Origin of the sequence: Candidatus Uabimicrobium amorphum, assembly GCF_009002475.1 — a bacterium.
Lineage (GTDB): Bacteria > Planctomycetota > Uabimicrobiia > Uabimicrobiales > Uabimicrobiaceae > Uabimicrobium > Uabimicrobium amorphum.
In genome coordinates this window covers 6507423-6524283 of sequence record NZ_AP019860.1, presented here as the reverse complement: position 1 = coordinate 6524283, position 16861 = coordinate 6507423, and the positions used below count along the sequence as shown (strand labels likewise).

Sequence of the window (16861 nt, the reverse complement as noted above, 5' to 3'; positions counted from 1 at the left end):
TATTCTTTGCTATCGTCATATTGTGATTACTTTAACAACTCACGTATTTTTTCAAATAAACAGAGAGCTTCTTCTTTTTCAAAAAACAAAGACTGCTTGACTTTCTTATTTCTGATTTGCACAGTAACTTTTAATTGCTTACCGCTTTTTAAATTCATGGCAATGATAGATGGATAAGGAACTGTTATTTCACTTTGTGTTTTGCGCAAGAGTTCTATCATCTTAGAGATCAAAACAGCTATTATAAATATCCAAAAATAACCGATTTTTGTTAGAGCAAGCAGGAGAAACATAGAAACGATGAAGGCGAAACTGAGAAGTGTGAGGATAAATCCACCACGTATTTTATTTCCTGCAATAATAATACCTTCATCCATAAGAGTGAACGTTGTTTTGCCAAAAAATCCCCAAAATGGATAGCGATTAACAGGTCCAAAGAGCCTTTTGGGAGGAATGAACACGCAAAAAGTACTATAGTCATTTTGTAGTTTGGTGGGAGTAATCGCAGATGGATGTTTCACTGGGCGTAGGTTGTGAACATGCCCTAGAGGTCTCATGGGTAATGCATTGCGCCAACTTGGTAGTCTACACAATAAGACGAATCCGACTATTTCCATAAGAAATAGTACTTTGACAACTCCTTTTGATAAATTCATTTTGTAAAATAACTGAGGGAAAAAAATAACGATAGCTAGTAGTAATGCTAAACAGATAAATGCCCACAACAGTACATACGCAAAAACATACCAACATAAGTATGTTCTTTGTTGAGAAAAAGCCCACAACATTCCTACGGCAAAAGCAAAAATAGCGGCAACGTGAGAGTATCCGGTTATAGGAGTTCCCTGTAAAAGTAGTGGTAGAGATGCCAAAGTAACCAAGAAAAAAGCAATGACCCATAGTCGAGAAACGCCAATGCGCGATGAAAATTTTCCACACAACCAGGCGTAGGCAAAAAGTCCACAAAGAATACCTGACATCCCCGCTCCGACCTCTTGTGTACTTTGGGTTTTTATGTGTATAGGAAGTAGGTAATCCATCGTCTGGGAAATCACAGCGATCACCAAAACTTGCCATAGGAAAAATCGCCCGCCAAAGACACTTTCGATTTTTTTCCCGAAAATATATAGTAGGAGCATATTTATGGTAAAATGCCACCACGAAAGGTAACTAAAGTTTAAAGTGAAAAAACGCTGTCCAGAGAAGATGTTTTCTAGCTCTATTTTGTAAAGAAAAGTGACACTGCTAATCGCAATAAGTGACAGTGTGACATAAATGGGCTTTTTTTGCATGTATTCGTCTTTGTACATAGATTTGCGCCTTAAGTGTATCCACAACTACAATCAAAATACCACAGACTTTATGGCTTTCGTTCGTTTTTGTTGATCATTTATTTTCATTTTTTATTTCTTTTTCGACCTGTTGAGGCGTTTTACCTCGTAAAAGGAGTCTGATTCTTTTGGGCGTTTCGTCTAAGGCAATGGACGAATAGTGATATGCTTTTTCTTCGTTTTTTTGCCAGGCGTAAATTGCCGCAACAGTATCTAAATAAGATTTGTCATTTGATTTTTCTAATATTTTTAGATACTTTTGCGATATTTTTTTTACATCGTTATTTTCGTAGGCATCCCATAGTATTCTATTTGTAAGCCTTTCTAAAATTTTATTGGTTTGCGATTGCCAATACCAATTGCTTGCGTTTGCAAATTCAACTAGTGCCGGGATGAGTTTGTCACTCACTTTTACGAAATCCTTATCTGTTCGTTTAACCTTTCCTTTAAGAGACTCAATGATGCTTAGAACATCTATAACCGTTATTTCATCCATGGTGACATTTTTCTTTCCCATGCGAGCCAATGCTTGTGCAACGTTTTTTCGCATCTCCTACGCATAAAAACCGTGACGATTTACCAATGTAATTTTTACCAATAGAAAAACAGATAAACCGTTTTCTGTCGTCAATTACTACAAATTCATTTTACCAGGATCACCTACACAGATGAAAGCTCCCCACAAATACGGATCAGGCGACTTGCCTGTATCGCGCAGTTTCTGAATCATCTCAAGTTGTGTTTCTCTAAGAGCAGTCGCTTTTTCACTACCACGGAGTATTTTGCGATAAAAACCCACCATCAATTCCTTTGTTTCCTCATCAGGCACTTTCCATAAACTGGCAATGAGAGTTCTTGCTCCAGCGATGATAAATGAATGGCGCAGTCCATATACTCCCTGGCCAATCTTGACCTCACCTACGGCCGTTTCGCAAGCGGATAACACCACTAGGTCTGTACCAAACAGATCCATACCTGTGATGTCCAAAGCGGTGAGCAAGCCATCTTCTGCGTCTGGTGCAGGTTGTTTGTTTTCAAAAAACGTGTTGGCACCGGCTAGTGCCAAACCTGAGCGTAGCAATGGATTGCGAAATTTTTCTCCGCGAAAAATGGGCGATTCGTTTAGATCTTGCATTTCGTCTAAATCTGTTTCTTTTTGTTGTTCGTCAACCATGAAAAAGCCATGCGTGGCAAAGTGTAAGATTTGCGGAGCTTGCAATTTTTTGATCGCAGAATCTAGTGCTTTTTCTTCCATCAAAGATGTGTATTCACGCGGCAACATCTTACCAATGGTGACTCCCTCTTTGTGAGTAGCTGCAAGAGGAGGGAAGTAGTATTGCGCTTTGGTTTCTTGCACTTTGCGTTGAATGGTTTGTCCCAGTTCGGCAACGATGCTTTGAGGGATGGAGTTTCTAATGTCCGTATAGCTCTGATCGCCACTCAGAGAAAAATCAGGATTGGCAATAACAACAGGTTGCGATTTGGGAGCGGTTTGATAACCAAATCGCAAAAGATCTTTGCCGCTATCTATGTAACTGATTTCGTAGTCTTCAACCACAAATCGCTCATTGGGTTGTGGTAAAACTTCGAATGGTAGAAGGCATAATCCGCCATCAGGAGAAAGAATCAGGCGTTTGCAGTCTTTTGTTTTGCGTAAAACAGGAGCAAATACTTTTTGGAATAGTTGTTCTCCGTATGCATCTTGTGTTTTTACGGTTGTATTTTCTGCTGGTAAAACATCTTCCGCAACAACATGTATTTTTCGTTCCCCTGTTGTCAGGTGTTTTTTGTATTTGCTAATGAGTTCATCAATTTCACTCGCCGCTCCTAAATCGACAAAGGCGAGTTCTTTGGATATTTGCTCGTTGTAGATGACGATGGCAATGTAGCGTTCATCGAGGTATCTCATAGACTCTACATCTACTTCGCGAAAACAAACAAAATCAACAAGTAAGGAATCTGCGGGAAGGAGTTTGGCGATTTCTCTGTGAGAAACATGAGTTAACTTCTTTTCGAGCTCTAACTCGGGAACTTCTGCTGCGAGAACGCGCTCTAGTTGCTCTTTTTCGGCTTCTAGTTTTGCAATTTGCGTAGAAGACGCATCGGTAGAAGCTAGAATCAGTTGCGCTATTTGCAGTTTTATTTGCCTTAACTTTGCAAAACTTTCTTCTAGATCAGGACGTTGTTGCGTAAAGAGGCTATCTCGTTTGATAGAAGTAAGTTCGCGATGTAAAGACTTGCGCTTTAAAATAAGATCACATACTTGCGGGGAAAAAATGTGTAAAACTTTGTAGCTCTGATAGAAAATAGAAAGAAGCGTAAAATATTGTATTTCAAAAGTGTCAATGTATTTCTCCAGGCGCTTTTCATCCCCGATGGAAAATATACGCAAAATCATTTTATTGTGTACATTCGCGGCTTTTAGCATATTGAATAATGCGGACTGTTTCTTCTTCTGACGATATTGGAGGTGGGCAAGGTTCTCAAGACTAGTGGCGTAATCAGGGTGTTCTGTTCCTAGGATCTTTCCGCGTAAATTTACTGCTTTTGAAAATAGCTCTGAGGCTATTTCATAGTTTCCTGTTTTGTCATATAACTTAGCGAGGTTGTTTAATGCGGTTACATAACAACGATCATTTTTACCATGTGTTTTTTGTATAATTTCGCTGGCTTTTTTTTGTAGCACAAGTGCTTTTTTATACTCTTTTTTTCTATACAGTAAAATAGCGTTTTGACTCATTTGCAACGCATTGGTAAAATTTTCTTCTCTGCCTTGCAAAAAGGCAGCGATGATTTCCTGCTCGTTTACCTGTTGTTCTCTCTGTGCTTGTTTAAGTCTTTCTTGCTCTACAATAAGATTTAAAGTATCTACATCCAAACTTATGGTCACCTGCAGATTTTCGACCTCTGTGTTTTCTGGTAACTCACACAAACTTTGTTGTTCATTCAACAATTCGATTTCATTTATTAGCGTGTTTACTTCTTGAGATTTTCTTTGTTTTTGGTATAGCTCTAGCTCATTCATTAGGCAAGCTTTGTATTCAGGATGATATTCTCCCAGAACGTCATGGTATATTTGCTTTGCTTTCTCATAGTATTTTTCGGCCTTGTCGTATTCATCAATTTTGTAATACATTTTTCCCATTTGGTTTAAACAAGAAGCATATGCAAAGCTATTTTTTTCGTTCATTTGTTCAACAATATTTAATATTTCAGTATAGATAGGTTCGGCTTTTCCATATTCACCTATTTGACTGTATAAATTTGCCAGTTCTATGTGGTTAAAAATGTAAATTAAGTGATTTTTTCCCAAAACGTTTTCTATTACTTGCATATTCTCGCAAAAGAATTCTTCTGACTCTTTATACTTTCGCATTTCTTTAGATAGCAAGGCAATATCACTGACTAGGGAAATGTAAATAGAGTTATGTGTTCCTAATGTAGTTTGTGTCTCTTCAATCAGTTTTATATAAGTATCCTCTGCTCTTGGGTATAGTTTTCTTTCTACATAAAAAGAGGCTAAGTTACTCAACAACTCAAGTTTCGAAACGTTTGTTTTTGCGAGTTGAATAGCCTCCAAATGAGCTTCTTCTGATTTATCATAATTTTTGCTATCGTGGTACATTCTTGCCAGACCCTCCAATAAATATTCATCATGAGGATCTTTATTGATTTGCTTTTTTATCGTTTGAAAGGCTTCTTCTCTGAGTTTTTTGCTTTTCTCTTTTTCACCTTTTTCATCAAGCCAAGTGGCGTATTTATTTAGTATGATGGGGTGGTCTACTTTCGAGCGTGCTTCTGTATAGAGTTGCTCTGCTTTTGTATATTCACCTATTTGTTGATATAAGTGTGCTATTTCGCTCATTAATTCAGCGGTTTCAAAATATAGAGTTTTGTTCTGCATAACACTTAAGCATCTAAGATAGAAAAATTCTGCTTTTGTATATTGTCGTTGGCGTGCATATAACCGTGCTCTGTTTCTCAATAAGCGAATTTCTAAAAATATTTTTGGTTCTAATTTTTTACGTGAAAGAATGAAGGTAAAATTACTTAGTCCAAGAGTTAAAGGAGCTGCGATTGCCCACCAATATAAGTTTTGCCTGCCAAAGTTATTTTGATCTTGGCCTAAAGTATCTAACCAAAGTGGAACTAGAAAAAAATTGCTGAGACCCCAAGTAATAGTGGCCGCGATTATTCCCACTAAAATAGCTTTTATCCTACCTTCGCGTGCTTTTATAAAAACAAACGTTGCGAAGAGCGCATTTGCTATTTGGAAAATAACAAACACAAGTAGTCTTTTATTTTTGTTAACTTTCATATTTTCAAAATAAGTTTGCTTAGCATTTTTCCACATTTTACTCTGAACATTATTTTCAGGGGATGGGGATCGAAAAGAAAATTGAGTATTTTCCTCCATTTTCTTTGGTGAAAAAAAGAATAGAAAAATGAAAGGTAAATAGACAAAAAAAAGCACTAAAATAGCTTGATAATTAATTTTCCATTTAGTTAAGCCATGTCGTATTTGTTCTTCGCGTTGGTATACTTTTCCTTTAAAGAAACAAAGCATGATAGCATTGGTAAAACCATAACTTATAAAAGCAAATATGGACCAGTAAAAAGCGTTTCTCTGCGCAAGGCGTGCAAAATTTATAGCAATGACAACATTTGCAACACAAGTCACAGGAATAATATAATGAGCAAATGTTGAAGAATCTTCCAGTTGTGAAAAAGCGACACTAGCCATCATTAAGAAAAGTGGAGTAAGACTTAACACGAAACGTAAAAAAACTTTTTTTTTGATGCAAATATAAATGCAACAAATGAAAAAAACACTTATAAGAATAAAGAGCAAAACGGGAATCATCATTTAAGTTTTACCTTCTAAATTTATTTCAAGAAATCAATACTATTCAATAAAATCATTGTCTTCGGTCATGCAAAAAACAATCTCTTGCTGGCCGGTCGATAACACATCGCGATTACAAAGCAAAGTAGGCTCTTGAATAACCTCACTATTTATCTTTGTGTATCCACTTTCATCCGGAATGACATTCCATCCCTCTTGCGCGGTAACAATGCGAAACGCCCCATTCATCCCCGGTAAATTGACATCTGCCTTTTTTCCGCCGATCGTCACCTCACGAATCACCTGCACATAACAATGGTGAACATGATTATCCACACGCTCTACACAAAGACAATTTACGTTCTGAGTTTCCAGATCGCGAATTGTTGTTAACTTGAGTTGTAAACTTTCTTGCGCCAAACGAATTTGCATTGTGTCTTTTAATGTAAACAACGACTCTTTTTCGATTTCATTTCCCTCTAGAGTAAAAATGCCGTTTTTTCCCAAGCGCTCGACATAAAACTGATTGTTACGCAGTACAAAGTTGCCGTGATGTTGGCTAATTTTTTTGGTGCGCGCCCAGTTTCCAGGATCGAGTTCCTGGCTACGCAGCGGCAAAACACGCATGGTGATATCGACATCGGGGTTCTGTGATTTTTTCGCTTTACCAAAACCCACTCTGGTTTTAGCGATGAGAAAAATCTTGTGTTGTTTTTGTCCATCGTGATACGTTAGTACCGTGCGGGGTAGTGACCATTGATCTAATTTTTGCGAAAATTCAATCGATTGTTGTAATTCATCTATTTTTTGAACCCACGCAGCGGTAAAAGACAGACCGTCTTGTTGAAGAACGCATAGCCATTCGCGTAGCTTTCCCCGCGAAACTAGGTACTGAGTAATTTCGCGATAATAGTCAAAGTCCGCCTCTTTTTCGGGAATGCGCGAAGTGTTGACATCAATAAAGTCTAACGCGTGTTTCGCTTCTTCGCGCTTGAGGAAATTGTCGCAGCAATCTCTCACTAGTTGTAATACTTCTTTTGCTTGCATCTTTTCTCCTTTTGATTATTTCTTGCGCACAAAACAACCCACATCTGCTTCTACGTCGGTACTCATCACACCAACACTACTCGCAGGAGCATTGTTTGTTACCGGTGACTCAAACGCAGGGGCAACGGTAGCGCAATCTCCTACAGATGGGAGAGTGATTTTTTGTTGTTGAGTCGTGGCAGCTACGTCCAGTTCATCCACGTAGCTATCGGGAAGTTTTACAACGGTTAGCGTAAGAACATCGGCGATGTTGATGCGATCTCCAACATCAATGGCGAACTTTTTATCGCGCATCGCTTGTTGTCCATTGACCTTTGTACCAAAAGTACTATGATCGCAAATAAACATGCCACTGAAACGACACATAAGAGTTAAGTGATTACGACTAATGGCACGACTGGCTTCGTCGTTACCGTGAACGCGAATCACTACGTCATTGCCTTTTTGTCCAGGTTTGCGCTTTTGCCTTCCTATGGTGATTTCGTTTTGATCTGGTAAGATGTATATGTAATCAGAACCAGCTATTTCTAAACCTATTTTCATTTTTTCTCCGTTTTGCTGTGAGAACCAATTGTCTAATCATTCGCGAAAATCTATAGATTATTTTAGAGTTGTATCAAAGATAGTCAACAAACAAGCGCAAAAAAATATAAAAAGCTATTTTTTTATTTTTCTTAAAAGTTTTATAATATCTGTAAATCCGATTCTCTAACGTTTTTGGTTGGTATAAAACCACAGAGGTCTCAGAGAAACAATTATAAAAAACTAAATAGAAACAGTATTCTTTCAAAAAACAAATAAGTCTTATATTTGTAGTGGTTTACAGTATTTTACTTTTTTGGAAAAGAAAATTTCTCTGTGGCCTCTGTGGTTTCATTTTTTTCTTTGTGTAATATGACCATCAAATCCAATAGAATCAGCTGTAAATCTTACTCTAGCGAATTGGTCGCAGAGAACTTGTCATGGAGTAAAACCAGTCATGAGTTTGCCAACAAGCGTTAACAGATCTAAAAATCCAATAGAGATGAAGTTAGACGCGGAGTCTTTTGATCACATGCAATATAAAGTCAAAATCCCACCGAGATATTGGCTATTTGGTTTTTTCACATATCCTTTTTGGGGATTTTTTGGCAATGTAAAAATCCTTGTCGTGGATGAAGGCTTTATTATTACTGGATACAAAATGGCGAAAAATACCTTGTTTTTCTTTCTCACTTTTCTTTTAGGTTTTGCCATTTTCCATATGCTGTTATGGAAAGTGATTCCCATAGTATGGGTGGGAATTTTAGGAATCGCAGGTATGCATGGTGTCAATACACTTCGCGTTACCTTAGGAGAGATTACTTTACCGTTTACTTCCTTCTCATATGTAAAAGCATCAATAGACTTGGACGACCGCGTAAAACCACAAGTAGACGTTTGTGTGTCGATGAGATGGAAAAAAGTGCGACAGAAATTTATCTTTCCCGATGTAGAACAGGCAGAGTCTTTCATGGCTCTTGTGCAAAAAAAATCGATCAAACACACGGCAAAGGCACGAAGCCCTTTTACATACTCTGTGATCGTTGTCTGTTCTATTTTATTCTGGCTGTCCTCAAACGCTAATGAGGTAGATTCTCCTCTTTCTTGGGCCATTTGCAATTGGTTCTCCGGTCACAACTATTTCCGTTGGTCGGATATTTTGTGGATTGAACCGTGGACGCTCTTTTCTACCGCTTTTATTCATGAAAATTGGCCAGCATTTCTGACAAGTATCATTGCTTTTTACTTTGTTGCGCGAAGAATTGAGATCAGTAAAGGTCGGGTTTTTCTATTTTGGCATATGCTTCTATTCGCCGTAGTTGCCAACGTTGTAAGCCTAATTATTTATGACCTTAATTTTGGCGGGATGCTCGGAGCGACTTGTGGGCTGTTGGCGTACAGTTGGATGCAAAAAAAGCAACTGCGCACGCATAAATATTTGGTTTTTTACTTTGCCATAGCCATATGGAACAGCATTCCTCTTCTTTTGTTTTTATTTTTTCAACGAGAATGTAAACTTTTTACAACAGTTGACTTTGGTGTTTTGTACAGTTATGTATCCAGACCATTTGATCTTTCTTTGGGGACTTGGATGCACAGTGGATTAGTGGCGAGTTTTCTTGGTGGCTTGGTTCGCTATTTTTGGAAAGAAAATCGCAAATACTTCTATACCGCGATTTTATTACTTCTTTTTTATGTTGTGGCCTTTAGTGTTGGCATAAAACATTTCCGCTTGTATTTGTTGTTTTGCTTTATGTACATAGTTGAAATGATTCTTTTGTTCTATTTGTGCCGTTCGGAAAAAACTCCCCAGGTAAGGAAAACGACAAACACCACGCAATCTGCTAATATTTGTAACGGATACAATCAATGACTATAAATTCATCTTCTAGAATCCCATTCAAATAAAAGCATCTTGGTTTTGATCAAATGAATCGGAGAAAACGGTTCAAAAAATACATTTTTGTATTTCCCAACAGGTCTTGAGACTTGTTATTACATGCGATTAACAATATAAAAACAATATAAAACCAAAAAAATATAAAAATGCATTTAATTTATTTTGTGAAAAAAATTATACTAACATTTTCCCCAGTTCTAACGGATTTGGTGGTCATCGTCTAAAACAGCTAAATGTTGTACTTTTTTGTTCTGGAACTAGAAAACTACTTTAGGGTGTCATCCCTTGCTTGACAAGGGATCCAGTGAAACTTTTTTGGTGGTCATAGATATATAGTCGAAAATTTTATACAACTAAACTACTTATTATCCTCATGAGAATGGAATCCAGTATTTTAAACTGGTAGACCAGGTAACAAAAGCCTAAAAATTAAGCCCATTAAACTATAACTAAAACACCATATTCGCTACTTTACTTGGTAACGTTATTCAATAAGGAATTATGTAATGGATCAACAAACATCTCCGATTGAATTAGAAAATGATTATTGCGAGTACATCGTTTTTATCCCGCCTAAAAAGGAAGCTTCCTGGTTTGTACGTTATCCGTTTTGGGGATTTTTTGGTCATGCCAAGTTTCAGCTTTTCGAGGAAGGCATTATTATTAGCGGCGAAAGAGTTGCCAGTGGATGTTTATTTTTCATAATGAAATCCCTCGTTGTGTCCGCCGTACTGATACTGTTACTCACCAAGGCAATAGCTCCTATGTGGTGCTTTCTTTTGGGAGGCATGGGGATGTTTGCAATGCAAACTTTACAGCGAACACCAGGAGAAATTACGTTACCTTTTGCGTCTTTGGAGGTAAATGTAGGTAGTGATTTTTTTTGCTCTGAAAATGAAGAATATAGAGAGATCAAAGTAACAGCAACAATTTTTGACAGAAAAGTAAAACAGAAAATTCGCTTTGAAAGTCACACACAGGCAAAAGAGTTCTATCGTGACCTGTTACAGAGAAAAAACAGCGAAGATCTTTCTTCCGTTGACAAAAAACACCTCGCACTTCTTGCTGATATAAATGTCAATAATCAAAAAAGAATAAACACCGTCAAAAGAAATAGTCGTATTTTAATCAGAATAAAAATGTTTGTAGCTGTGTGCATTTTGATAGCTTTTGTTTTGCAAATTCTTTTTAGTTATATCCAACAGAGGATATCAGAAAATGAAAAAGCAGCGGTGTATTTTTTAAATTACCTCGTTAATGCCCAATTAGTATTTAAAAACAGCGGCTGCTGTGACCAAAATAACAACGGAAGTGGTGAGTATGGTTTTCTGCAAGAATTGGCAGGTGTAGTAGAAGTGAGAGGACGCAATCAATATATGGACCCTCCTTTTATAGATGAGAATTCTTTTGAAAATGATTTATTGGAGTTCAATGGATACTACTACTGTTGTTATCTACCAGGAGATGAGAAGGCGATTTCTTTTTCTGAAATTGCGGTGGCAAAATCAGACGAACATGTCATCGAGAGTCAAGAATCATACTTTATTATTTATGCTTGGCCTACAATAAATAAAGGGACTGGAAGAAAAGCATTCGCTATTAACCAAGAAGGCGAGTTCGTTTATACTCGTGAGCATCAATATAGCGGTGAATATTCTGTACCTCTTGCAAACGCAGCTTTCCACAAGGATGCTTTTGATTCTGGGAATGTCAAAGGTATTTTGGCAAAAAGTAGCCGGGGATTAGATGGAAACGAGTGGCTTCCTGGGCGTTAACTTACTAAACAAGTTGCTTTTTTCAAATAAATGATCGAGCTTACCGTCAAAATGAACTCTTTAAGTTATTAAGTCTTTAGGAATGTTTACGATGAAAGTAGAACAAGTCAATTACATACTCGAAAATTTATTAAATCGCGATTGGAATCGCCGTGCCAATGCAGCGGAGGCTTTAAATCTTGTAGGGGGGCATGCCGAAAGTGTCCCCTACGATAAAAGTTTAAGCTCTATCGGTGGGATTCACGCGCGTTTTGCCAATGCACGCTTTTTGTACACGGTTTTGTTGTTTACTGTGTTTGCAGCTGTTATTGTCGCGATTATCTATGGGTTTTCGGTTTACAATCCTCGGGCAAGTAGTGTTGCCCAACGTTATGCGACAATGTCAGAGGCGCAAATTAGTATTGCTGCAACTTGTGAAATTTTGTTGTTTCTAAGCATTATTGTTGGTGCACTTGTCGCGAGTGCTTATAAAGCATCCGTGAGCAACTTAAACGCTGCCATTGATAATTCGCTCAACTCTGGTCTTCTTGCGGACAAAGATGTTTTAGCGCTGACGCAGATTCGTTTATGGGCAAATAGTGGCTCGTTGGATTTGTCGTTGAAGGTTGCAGAAATGCAGTTTCACTTTGGAAAAACACAAGAAGCGGTCAAAATCTTGGAAACAATCGAAAAAGGAAATCCATTTTCTTCGCGACTTTTGCTGTTGTTGGTTCAAGTGCATTACGAAGGGGATCATCTAAAACGCGCGCAAAGCACTGCTCAAAGAATATTGCGCAACGATCCTAACCACGTAGAAGCGCAATTTTTTTTACAACTCATTAGTGAAACGACCAACTCTCCTTTACCAAGCACCAAAAAAGATGAAGAAGGAAAGTCCTTAGGAGATCTTGTCACACAAAAGCGAGTTCCCAAGGAATCGATCATCGAGAGTTATGGCGATATGGTGACGGTGCGAGGATTTGATGCGGGTAAGGAAGAGCTTCTAGTGGGAAGAAAGAAATACAAGCTTACTTCAGGCATGGTCATTGGTGGATATCACTTTGAAGAGTGTCTGGGCGAAGGGAGTTTTGGCTATGTGTGGAAAGTGAGCAGAGATAACAAAACATATGCGGCGAAGATTCCACGTAGTCAAAAAACCATCCAGACTTTAATCAGGGAACCGCGATTGTTGAAGAATGTTGAGCACGCTAATTTAGTGCGCTTTTTGGGCACAGAGCAAAGCCAGGGAGTGTTCATGCTATTGATGGAGTTTTTAACAGGCGGCTCTTTGCGCGATAAGCTACAAAAAGAAGGTAAGTTGTCTCCACAAGAAAGTATCAAGATATGTCGCCAGGTACTCTCTGGTGTCCTCGCTCTTCATCGATTAGGCGTAGCACATCGCGATATCAAACCAGAAAACATATTGTTTGATGCAGAGGGAAATGCCAAAATTTGCGACTTCGGAATTTCGCGTCTTTTGACAGCAGAAACAAGAGGAAAAGTAGATATTGGTGGTACGTATTTGTACATGAGTCCGGAACAAATACGTGGTAGAGTCACTCCCAAATCGGATATCTGGTCGGTAGGAGTGATGTTGTATGAGATGATTTGCGGTGAGCATCCTTTTTGTGGCGATACACCATTTGCTTTGATGAGTCATATTGTTCATGCGCCAGTACCGAAAATTTCGTCACTGAATACCTGATATAACATCATCGCTTATACATTCAACCAAAATAACAAGATTATTTTTATCGAAGACGATTTGCCGTTAGAAGATTTAAAAACCGTCAAAAAATTACCCGTACAAGATCAGAAGAAATGGCAAGATTTTTTGGATAGAATGGCGTACCATTTTCGCAAATGCGAACTTGTAGATTACATGAGTTTTTTTGAGAAAAACTTACGTTTACGATGGCGAAATGTTTGGGGCTGTTACCACTCGTTATCCGTTTACTACAGAAAAAGACGATGAACGTCCCGTTATTATGGGCTATGAGTTAATGAAACGTTTAGGACTCAAACGCGGAGATGAAATTGCACTTATAACCGGGAAGCGTGATCAAATAAACGGTGAATTAAAACCCATCTCGCGAAAATTTGTTGTTGGTTCTTTTCGTTGTGGTTGGCAAGAGGTAGACGCAAGAATATGTTATACAAGACGCTCTGATTTTAGAAAACACATTCATCTATTGAGGTAGATTCGTCATTTTCCCCCTATAAAAATAAGGGTTTTCCTTAGAAGAAATTTCGACTTTTCTAGTAGACATACAATCTTGAATTTTATATTCTATTCCTTTAAATTTAAAAATTTAAGAATTACAAGTATATGATGAAAAGTTTGTTTTGTTCTTCGTTTGTTCTTCCACGATGCTTTATGCACAACAAGTCATTGATAATCACCTGATCATAAACGGCAATGTAGTGTTTGTAAACCAAATCCTGAACAGCGTTTTTATGTTGTATAGAAAATCGAAGAGCTAACGCTCTACACCATTCAAAAAGAAAAGAAAATTGCAACGCTAGAAAAAAACAACCAACAAAAAATAGACGACTTACAAAAACAAATCAATTCATTGCGAGAAATAATAAAGCCAAAGTAAGTATAACAACCCTATGTAAAATTTAAATGAATGTAGTCCTCGAATAGGAGACTATATTCATTTGTAACTCAAAAAAGATAAATAAACATGACACTAAAAAAATACATTTTTTAGTGTACTTGCCTTTACTTGCAATTGACAGCAAGTACTTCAGAACTAAGATATAGTCAACAAGGAAACAACAATGAAAACCAAATTTTTTAGCGCCATTGCTATTCTACTTTTATCCATTTCCATTTTTGCCGATTCTTCCATCACTATTTTTGAAGAAGATTTTGAAAAATACACTACATTTGGAAAACTTTCCGACGTTTCCCATTTATGGGAAGATTTTGTTCCCAATTATGGAAACGAAATTTATATTGCAAAAGCAGTGAGCAATAACACTCAAGGAATAGCTCCGCAAGGTCGCCATGCCAATAAAAAATTCAACCGAGTATATTCACGTATTTATTTTCCACATAGTTCGCGATATGTTCTATCTTTCTACGCACGCACTAATTCTGCTAGTAACAATTCGGGTCTTGGATTTTCTATCAACAGCAAAGATCATGGTGGTGGTTGGTATTGCAACAATGGTCAGTGGTTATTTGATGTACGCTCAATAACAGGAAATCCTCAGGCGCAATTCCGGTCTATTTCCTGCGACCACAGTAAATTTGCTCATCTAAAAATCATTCTTGATATGGAAAATGGTACAATATTTGGTAGTGTCAACAATGGTAATGAAACACCAAAATTTTCGGTAGATTTTCAAAAAGTGAAACTGTATGGACTTGTAATTACAGAAGACAATCGTTTTGGTGGAATGGAAATTGACAATATTCTGATTACAGCACCGGTTGCTGATTTTACTTTTGCAAAAATTAAGGGTAACACTGTTAATCTTTTAGAACTAGAAAGTTCGTGGGGAGAGACGGATATTTTGTTTCGTAACCCACTAAACAATCAAAGTTGGCAGGTTGGCGTTAGTGACGTGGGGCTATACTTTCATGAAGACAAAGCTTCAGCTTACCGATTTGTGATGAAAAATGGAAATGTCGGCATTGGTACAAAAAACCCTACGGATGCTCTGGATTTAAGAGGTAATTTGAATGTCGTTGGCAATGCGAAAATCAGTGGTGGTGTGGATGCATCTCATGGCATCATCAAATCCAATATTCGTTTTGGCACTCCAGGAAAAACTTGGCAAGCCGGAGTGAACCAATATGGTTTTTTCTTTCACGAAGATAATGTTCCTGCTCCTTCGCGTTATAGGCTAGTGATGAACAATGGTCGTTTGGGAATAGGAACTAAATTACCAGAGAGTGATTTGCATGTGAACGGAGATACAAAAATTAATGGAGGAGTAGATGCATCTCATGGCATCATCAAATCCAATATTCGCTTTGGTACTCCAGGAAAAACTTGGCAAGCCGGAGTGAACCAATATGGTTTTTTCTTTCACGAAGATAATGTTCCTGCTCCTTCACGTTATAGGCTGGTGATGAACAATGGTCGTTTGGGAATAGGAACTAAATTACCAGAGAGTGATTTGCATGTGAACGGGGATACAAAAATCAACGGAAATATAAGGACTCATGGTCACGTTCATACACAAGGCAACGACGTTTATTTTCACACCGACAGTGGTGATTTTTTCCATGGCATCGGAATGTATCATAAAGATCGCAAGTTTAGTAATGTTGACGTCAACGGACCTGTCGTTTATGGATTCAACGGTGGTGCACTTGGTAGTGCCGATGGTGGACAAAAAATAGCTCTTCGATGGGATAATCAACGAAATGTTTCTGTAACGGGTAGCTTAAAAGTCGTGGGAAACGTTAATGCCAACACTCTCAATCTAAACGGTGGTGGAACAATAAAACGCGTCTACGACGATGGCCGGTACTCTTTGGAAATTTCTTCTTCAAACTTACACCTCAACAATATGGGAATTTCAACAAAAGGCCGAGATGTCTATTTTCATAAAAGCGCTAGCGATTTTTTGCATGGAATCGGAATGTACCACAAAGACCGAAAATTTAGCAATATGGATGTAAATGGTCCTGTCGTTTATGGATTTAACGGTGGTGCTCTTGGCAGTACCTCTAACTCAAAAAAAATCGCTCTTAGGTGGGACAGCAATCAGAATGTTTCTATCAAAGGTAATCTAACTACAAATAAAACCTTAAATGCCAACGATGTATCAACAAAAAGTCTAAACGTAACCGAAAAATTTGATGCTAAAAGCCTACATATAGACAAAGATGGTTGGATTGGAATGAACACTGCTCCCGTTAAGGACTTTACTCTTGCAGTGAATGGACGTATTGGAATTGGTGTAACCAAACTAGCCGATGCTGCAACAAAACTAGCGGTAAAAGGAAAAATCACCGCTGAAGAAGTGCGTATCATAAAAATGGATAACTGGGCTGATTTTGTGTTTGCCGATGACTACTCACTTCTTCCGATCGACGAGTTAGAACAGTCGATTAAACGCAACAGACATCTTCCAGATATTCCGTCGGAAAAACAGGTAAAAGAAAAAGGAATTCAACTAGGAGAAATGCAAGCCAAACTTCTACAAAAAATTGAAGAACTGACACTCTATACTATTCAACAAGAAAAGAAAATTGCGACAGTACAAGAACAAAAACGACAATTAGAAAAGCGTGTACAACTGTTAGAAAAAAAATGGCAAATGATGGAAAAGTAGTTAAGCCATTATTTGACAAATTATCACTTCAAGTACAAAATGACCTAAGCAAACATAAAAAATTTACTTAGGTACGAAAATCACAAGCACAGAGCACGAAGAAAATAGTAAGCAATGTTTTACGAATAATTTTGTAAGACAGTTTTGTTTCTTTTGTGCT

10 protein-coding genes are annotated in these 16861 nt (G+C 37.8%); 5 read left to right on the top strand and 5 right to left on the bottom strand.

Annotated elements, in window-relative coordinates:
• Positions 1-26: 26 nt before the first annotated feature.
• The 5 genes from UABAM_RS23145 to UABAM_RS23125 form a co-directional block, all read right to left on the bottom strand.
• Entirely contained in the window at positions 27-1310 is a 1284-nt protein-coding gene (locus UABAM_RS23145; protein ID WP_151970369.1) for a rhomboid family intramembrane serine protease, read from the bottom strand.
• A 76-nt stretch (positions 1311-1386) separates the two neighbouring features.
• The gene (locus UABAM_RS23140; RefSeq protein ID WP_151970368.1) at positions 1387-1881 is read right to left on the bottom strand and encodes a hypothetical protein; all 495 of its coding nucleotides are present in this window, start codon (positions 1879-1881) and stop codon (positions 1387-1389) included.
• An 84-nt stretch (positions 1882-1965) separates the two neighbouring features.
• Positions 1966-5649 (bottom strand): CHAT domain-containing protein, encoded by a 3684-nt coding sequence (locus UABAM_RS23135; RefSeq protein ID WP_229759299.1) that lies wholly within the window; start codon positions 5647-5649, stop codon positions 1966-1968.
• A 588-nt stretch (positions 5650-6237) separates the two neighbouring features.
• Positions 6238-7224, bottom strand: coding sequence for an FHA domain-containing protein (locus UABAM_RS23130; protein WP_151970366.1), 987 nt, complete (start codon positions 7222-7224; stop codon positions 6238-6240).
• Positions 7225-7239: 15 nt separating this feature from the next.
• On the bottom strand, positions 7240-7767 hold the full coding sequence (locus UABAM_RS23125; protein WP_151970365.1) for an FHA domain-containing protein: 528 nt from the start codon (positions 7765-7767) through the stop codon (positions 7240-7242).
• 436 nt (positions 7768-8203) lie between these two features.
• Between UABAM_RS23125 and UABAM_RS23120 the strand changes: the two genes are divergently transcribed.
• From UABAM_RS23120 to UABAM_RS23100, 5 genes are all read left to right on the top strand, one after another.
• Positions 8204-9619 (top strand): rhomboid family intramembrane serine protease, encoded by a 1416-nt coding sequence (locus UABAM_RS23120; RefSeq protein WP_151970364.1) that lies wholly within the window; start codon positions 8204-8206, stop codon positions 9617-9619.
• A gap of 533 nt (positions 9620-10152) precedes the next feature.
• Positions 10153-11421: a hypothetical protein gene (locus UABAM_RS23115; RefSeq protein ID WP_151970363.1), complete on the top strand. Its 1269-nt coding sequence runs from the start codon at positions 10153-10155 to the stop codon at positions 11419-11421.
• Between the two features lie 91 nt (positions 11422-11512).
• Positions 11513-13105: a serine/threonine-protein kinase gene (locus UABAM_RS23110; RefSeq protein WP_173013515.1), complete on the top strand. Its 1593-nt coding sequence runs from the start codon at positions 11513-11515 to the stop codon at positions 13103-13105.
• Positions 13106-13292: 187 nt separating this feature from the next.
• Positions 13293-13601 carry an ABC transporter permease family protein gene (locus UABAM_RS23105; protein WP_151970361.1) on the top strand — a complete coding sequence of 103 codons (309 nt, stop codon included), beginning with the start codon at positions 13293-13295 and terminating at the stop codon, positions 13599-13601.
• A 586-nt stretch (positions 13602-14187) separates the two neighbouring features.
• Complete coding sequence (locus tag UABAM_RS23100) at positions 14188-16701, top strand: SH2 domain-containing protein (RefSeq protein ID WP_151970360.1); 2514 nt, start codon at positions 14188-14190, stop codon at positions 16699-16701.
• The last annotated feature ends 160 nt before the right edge of the window (positions 16702-16861 follow it).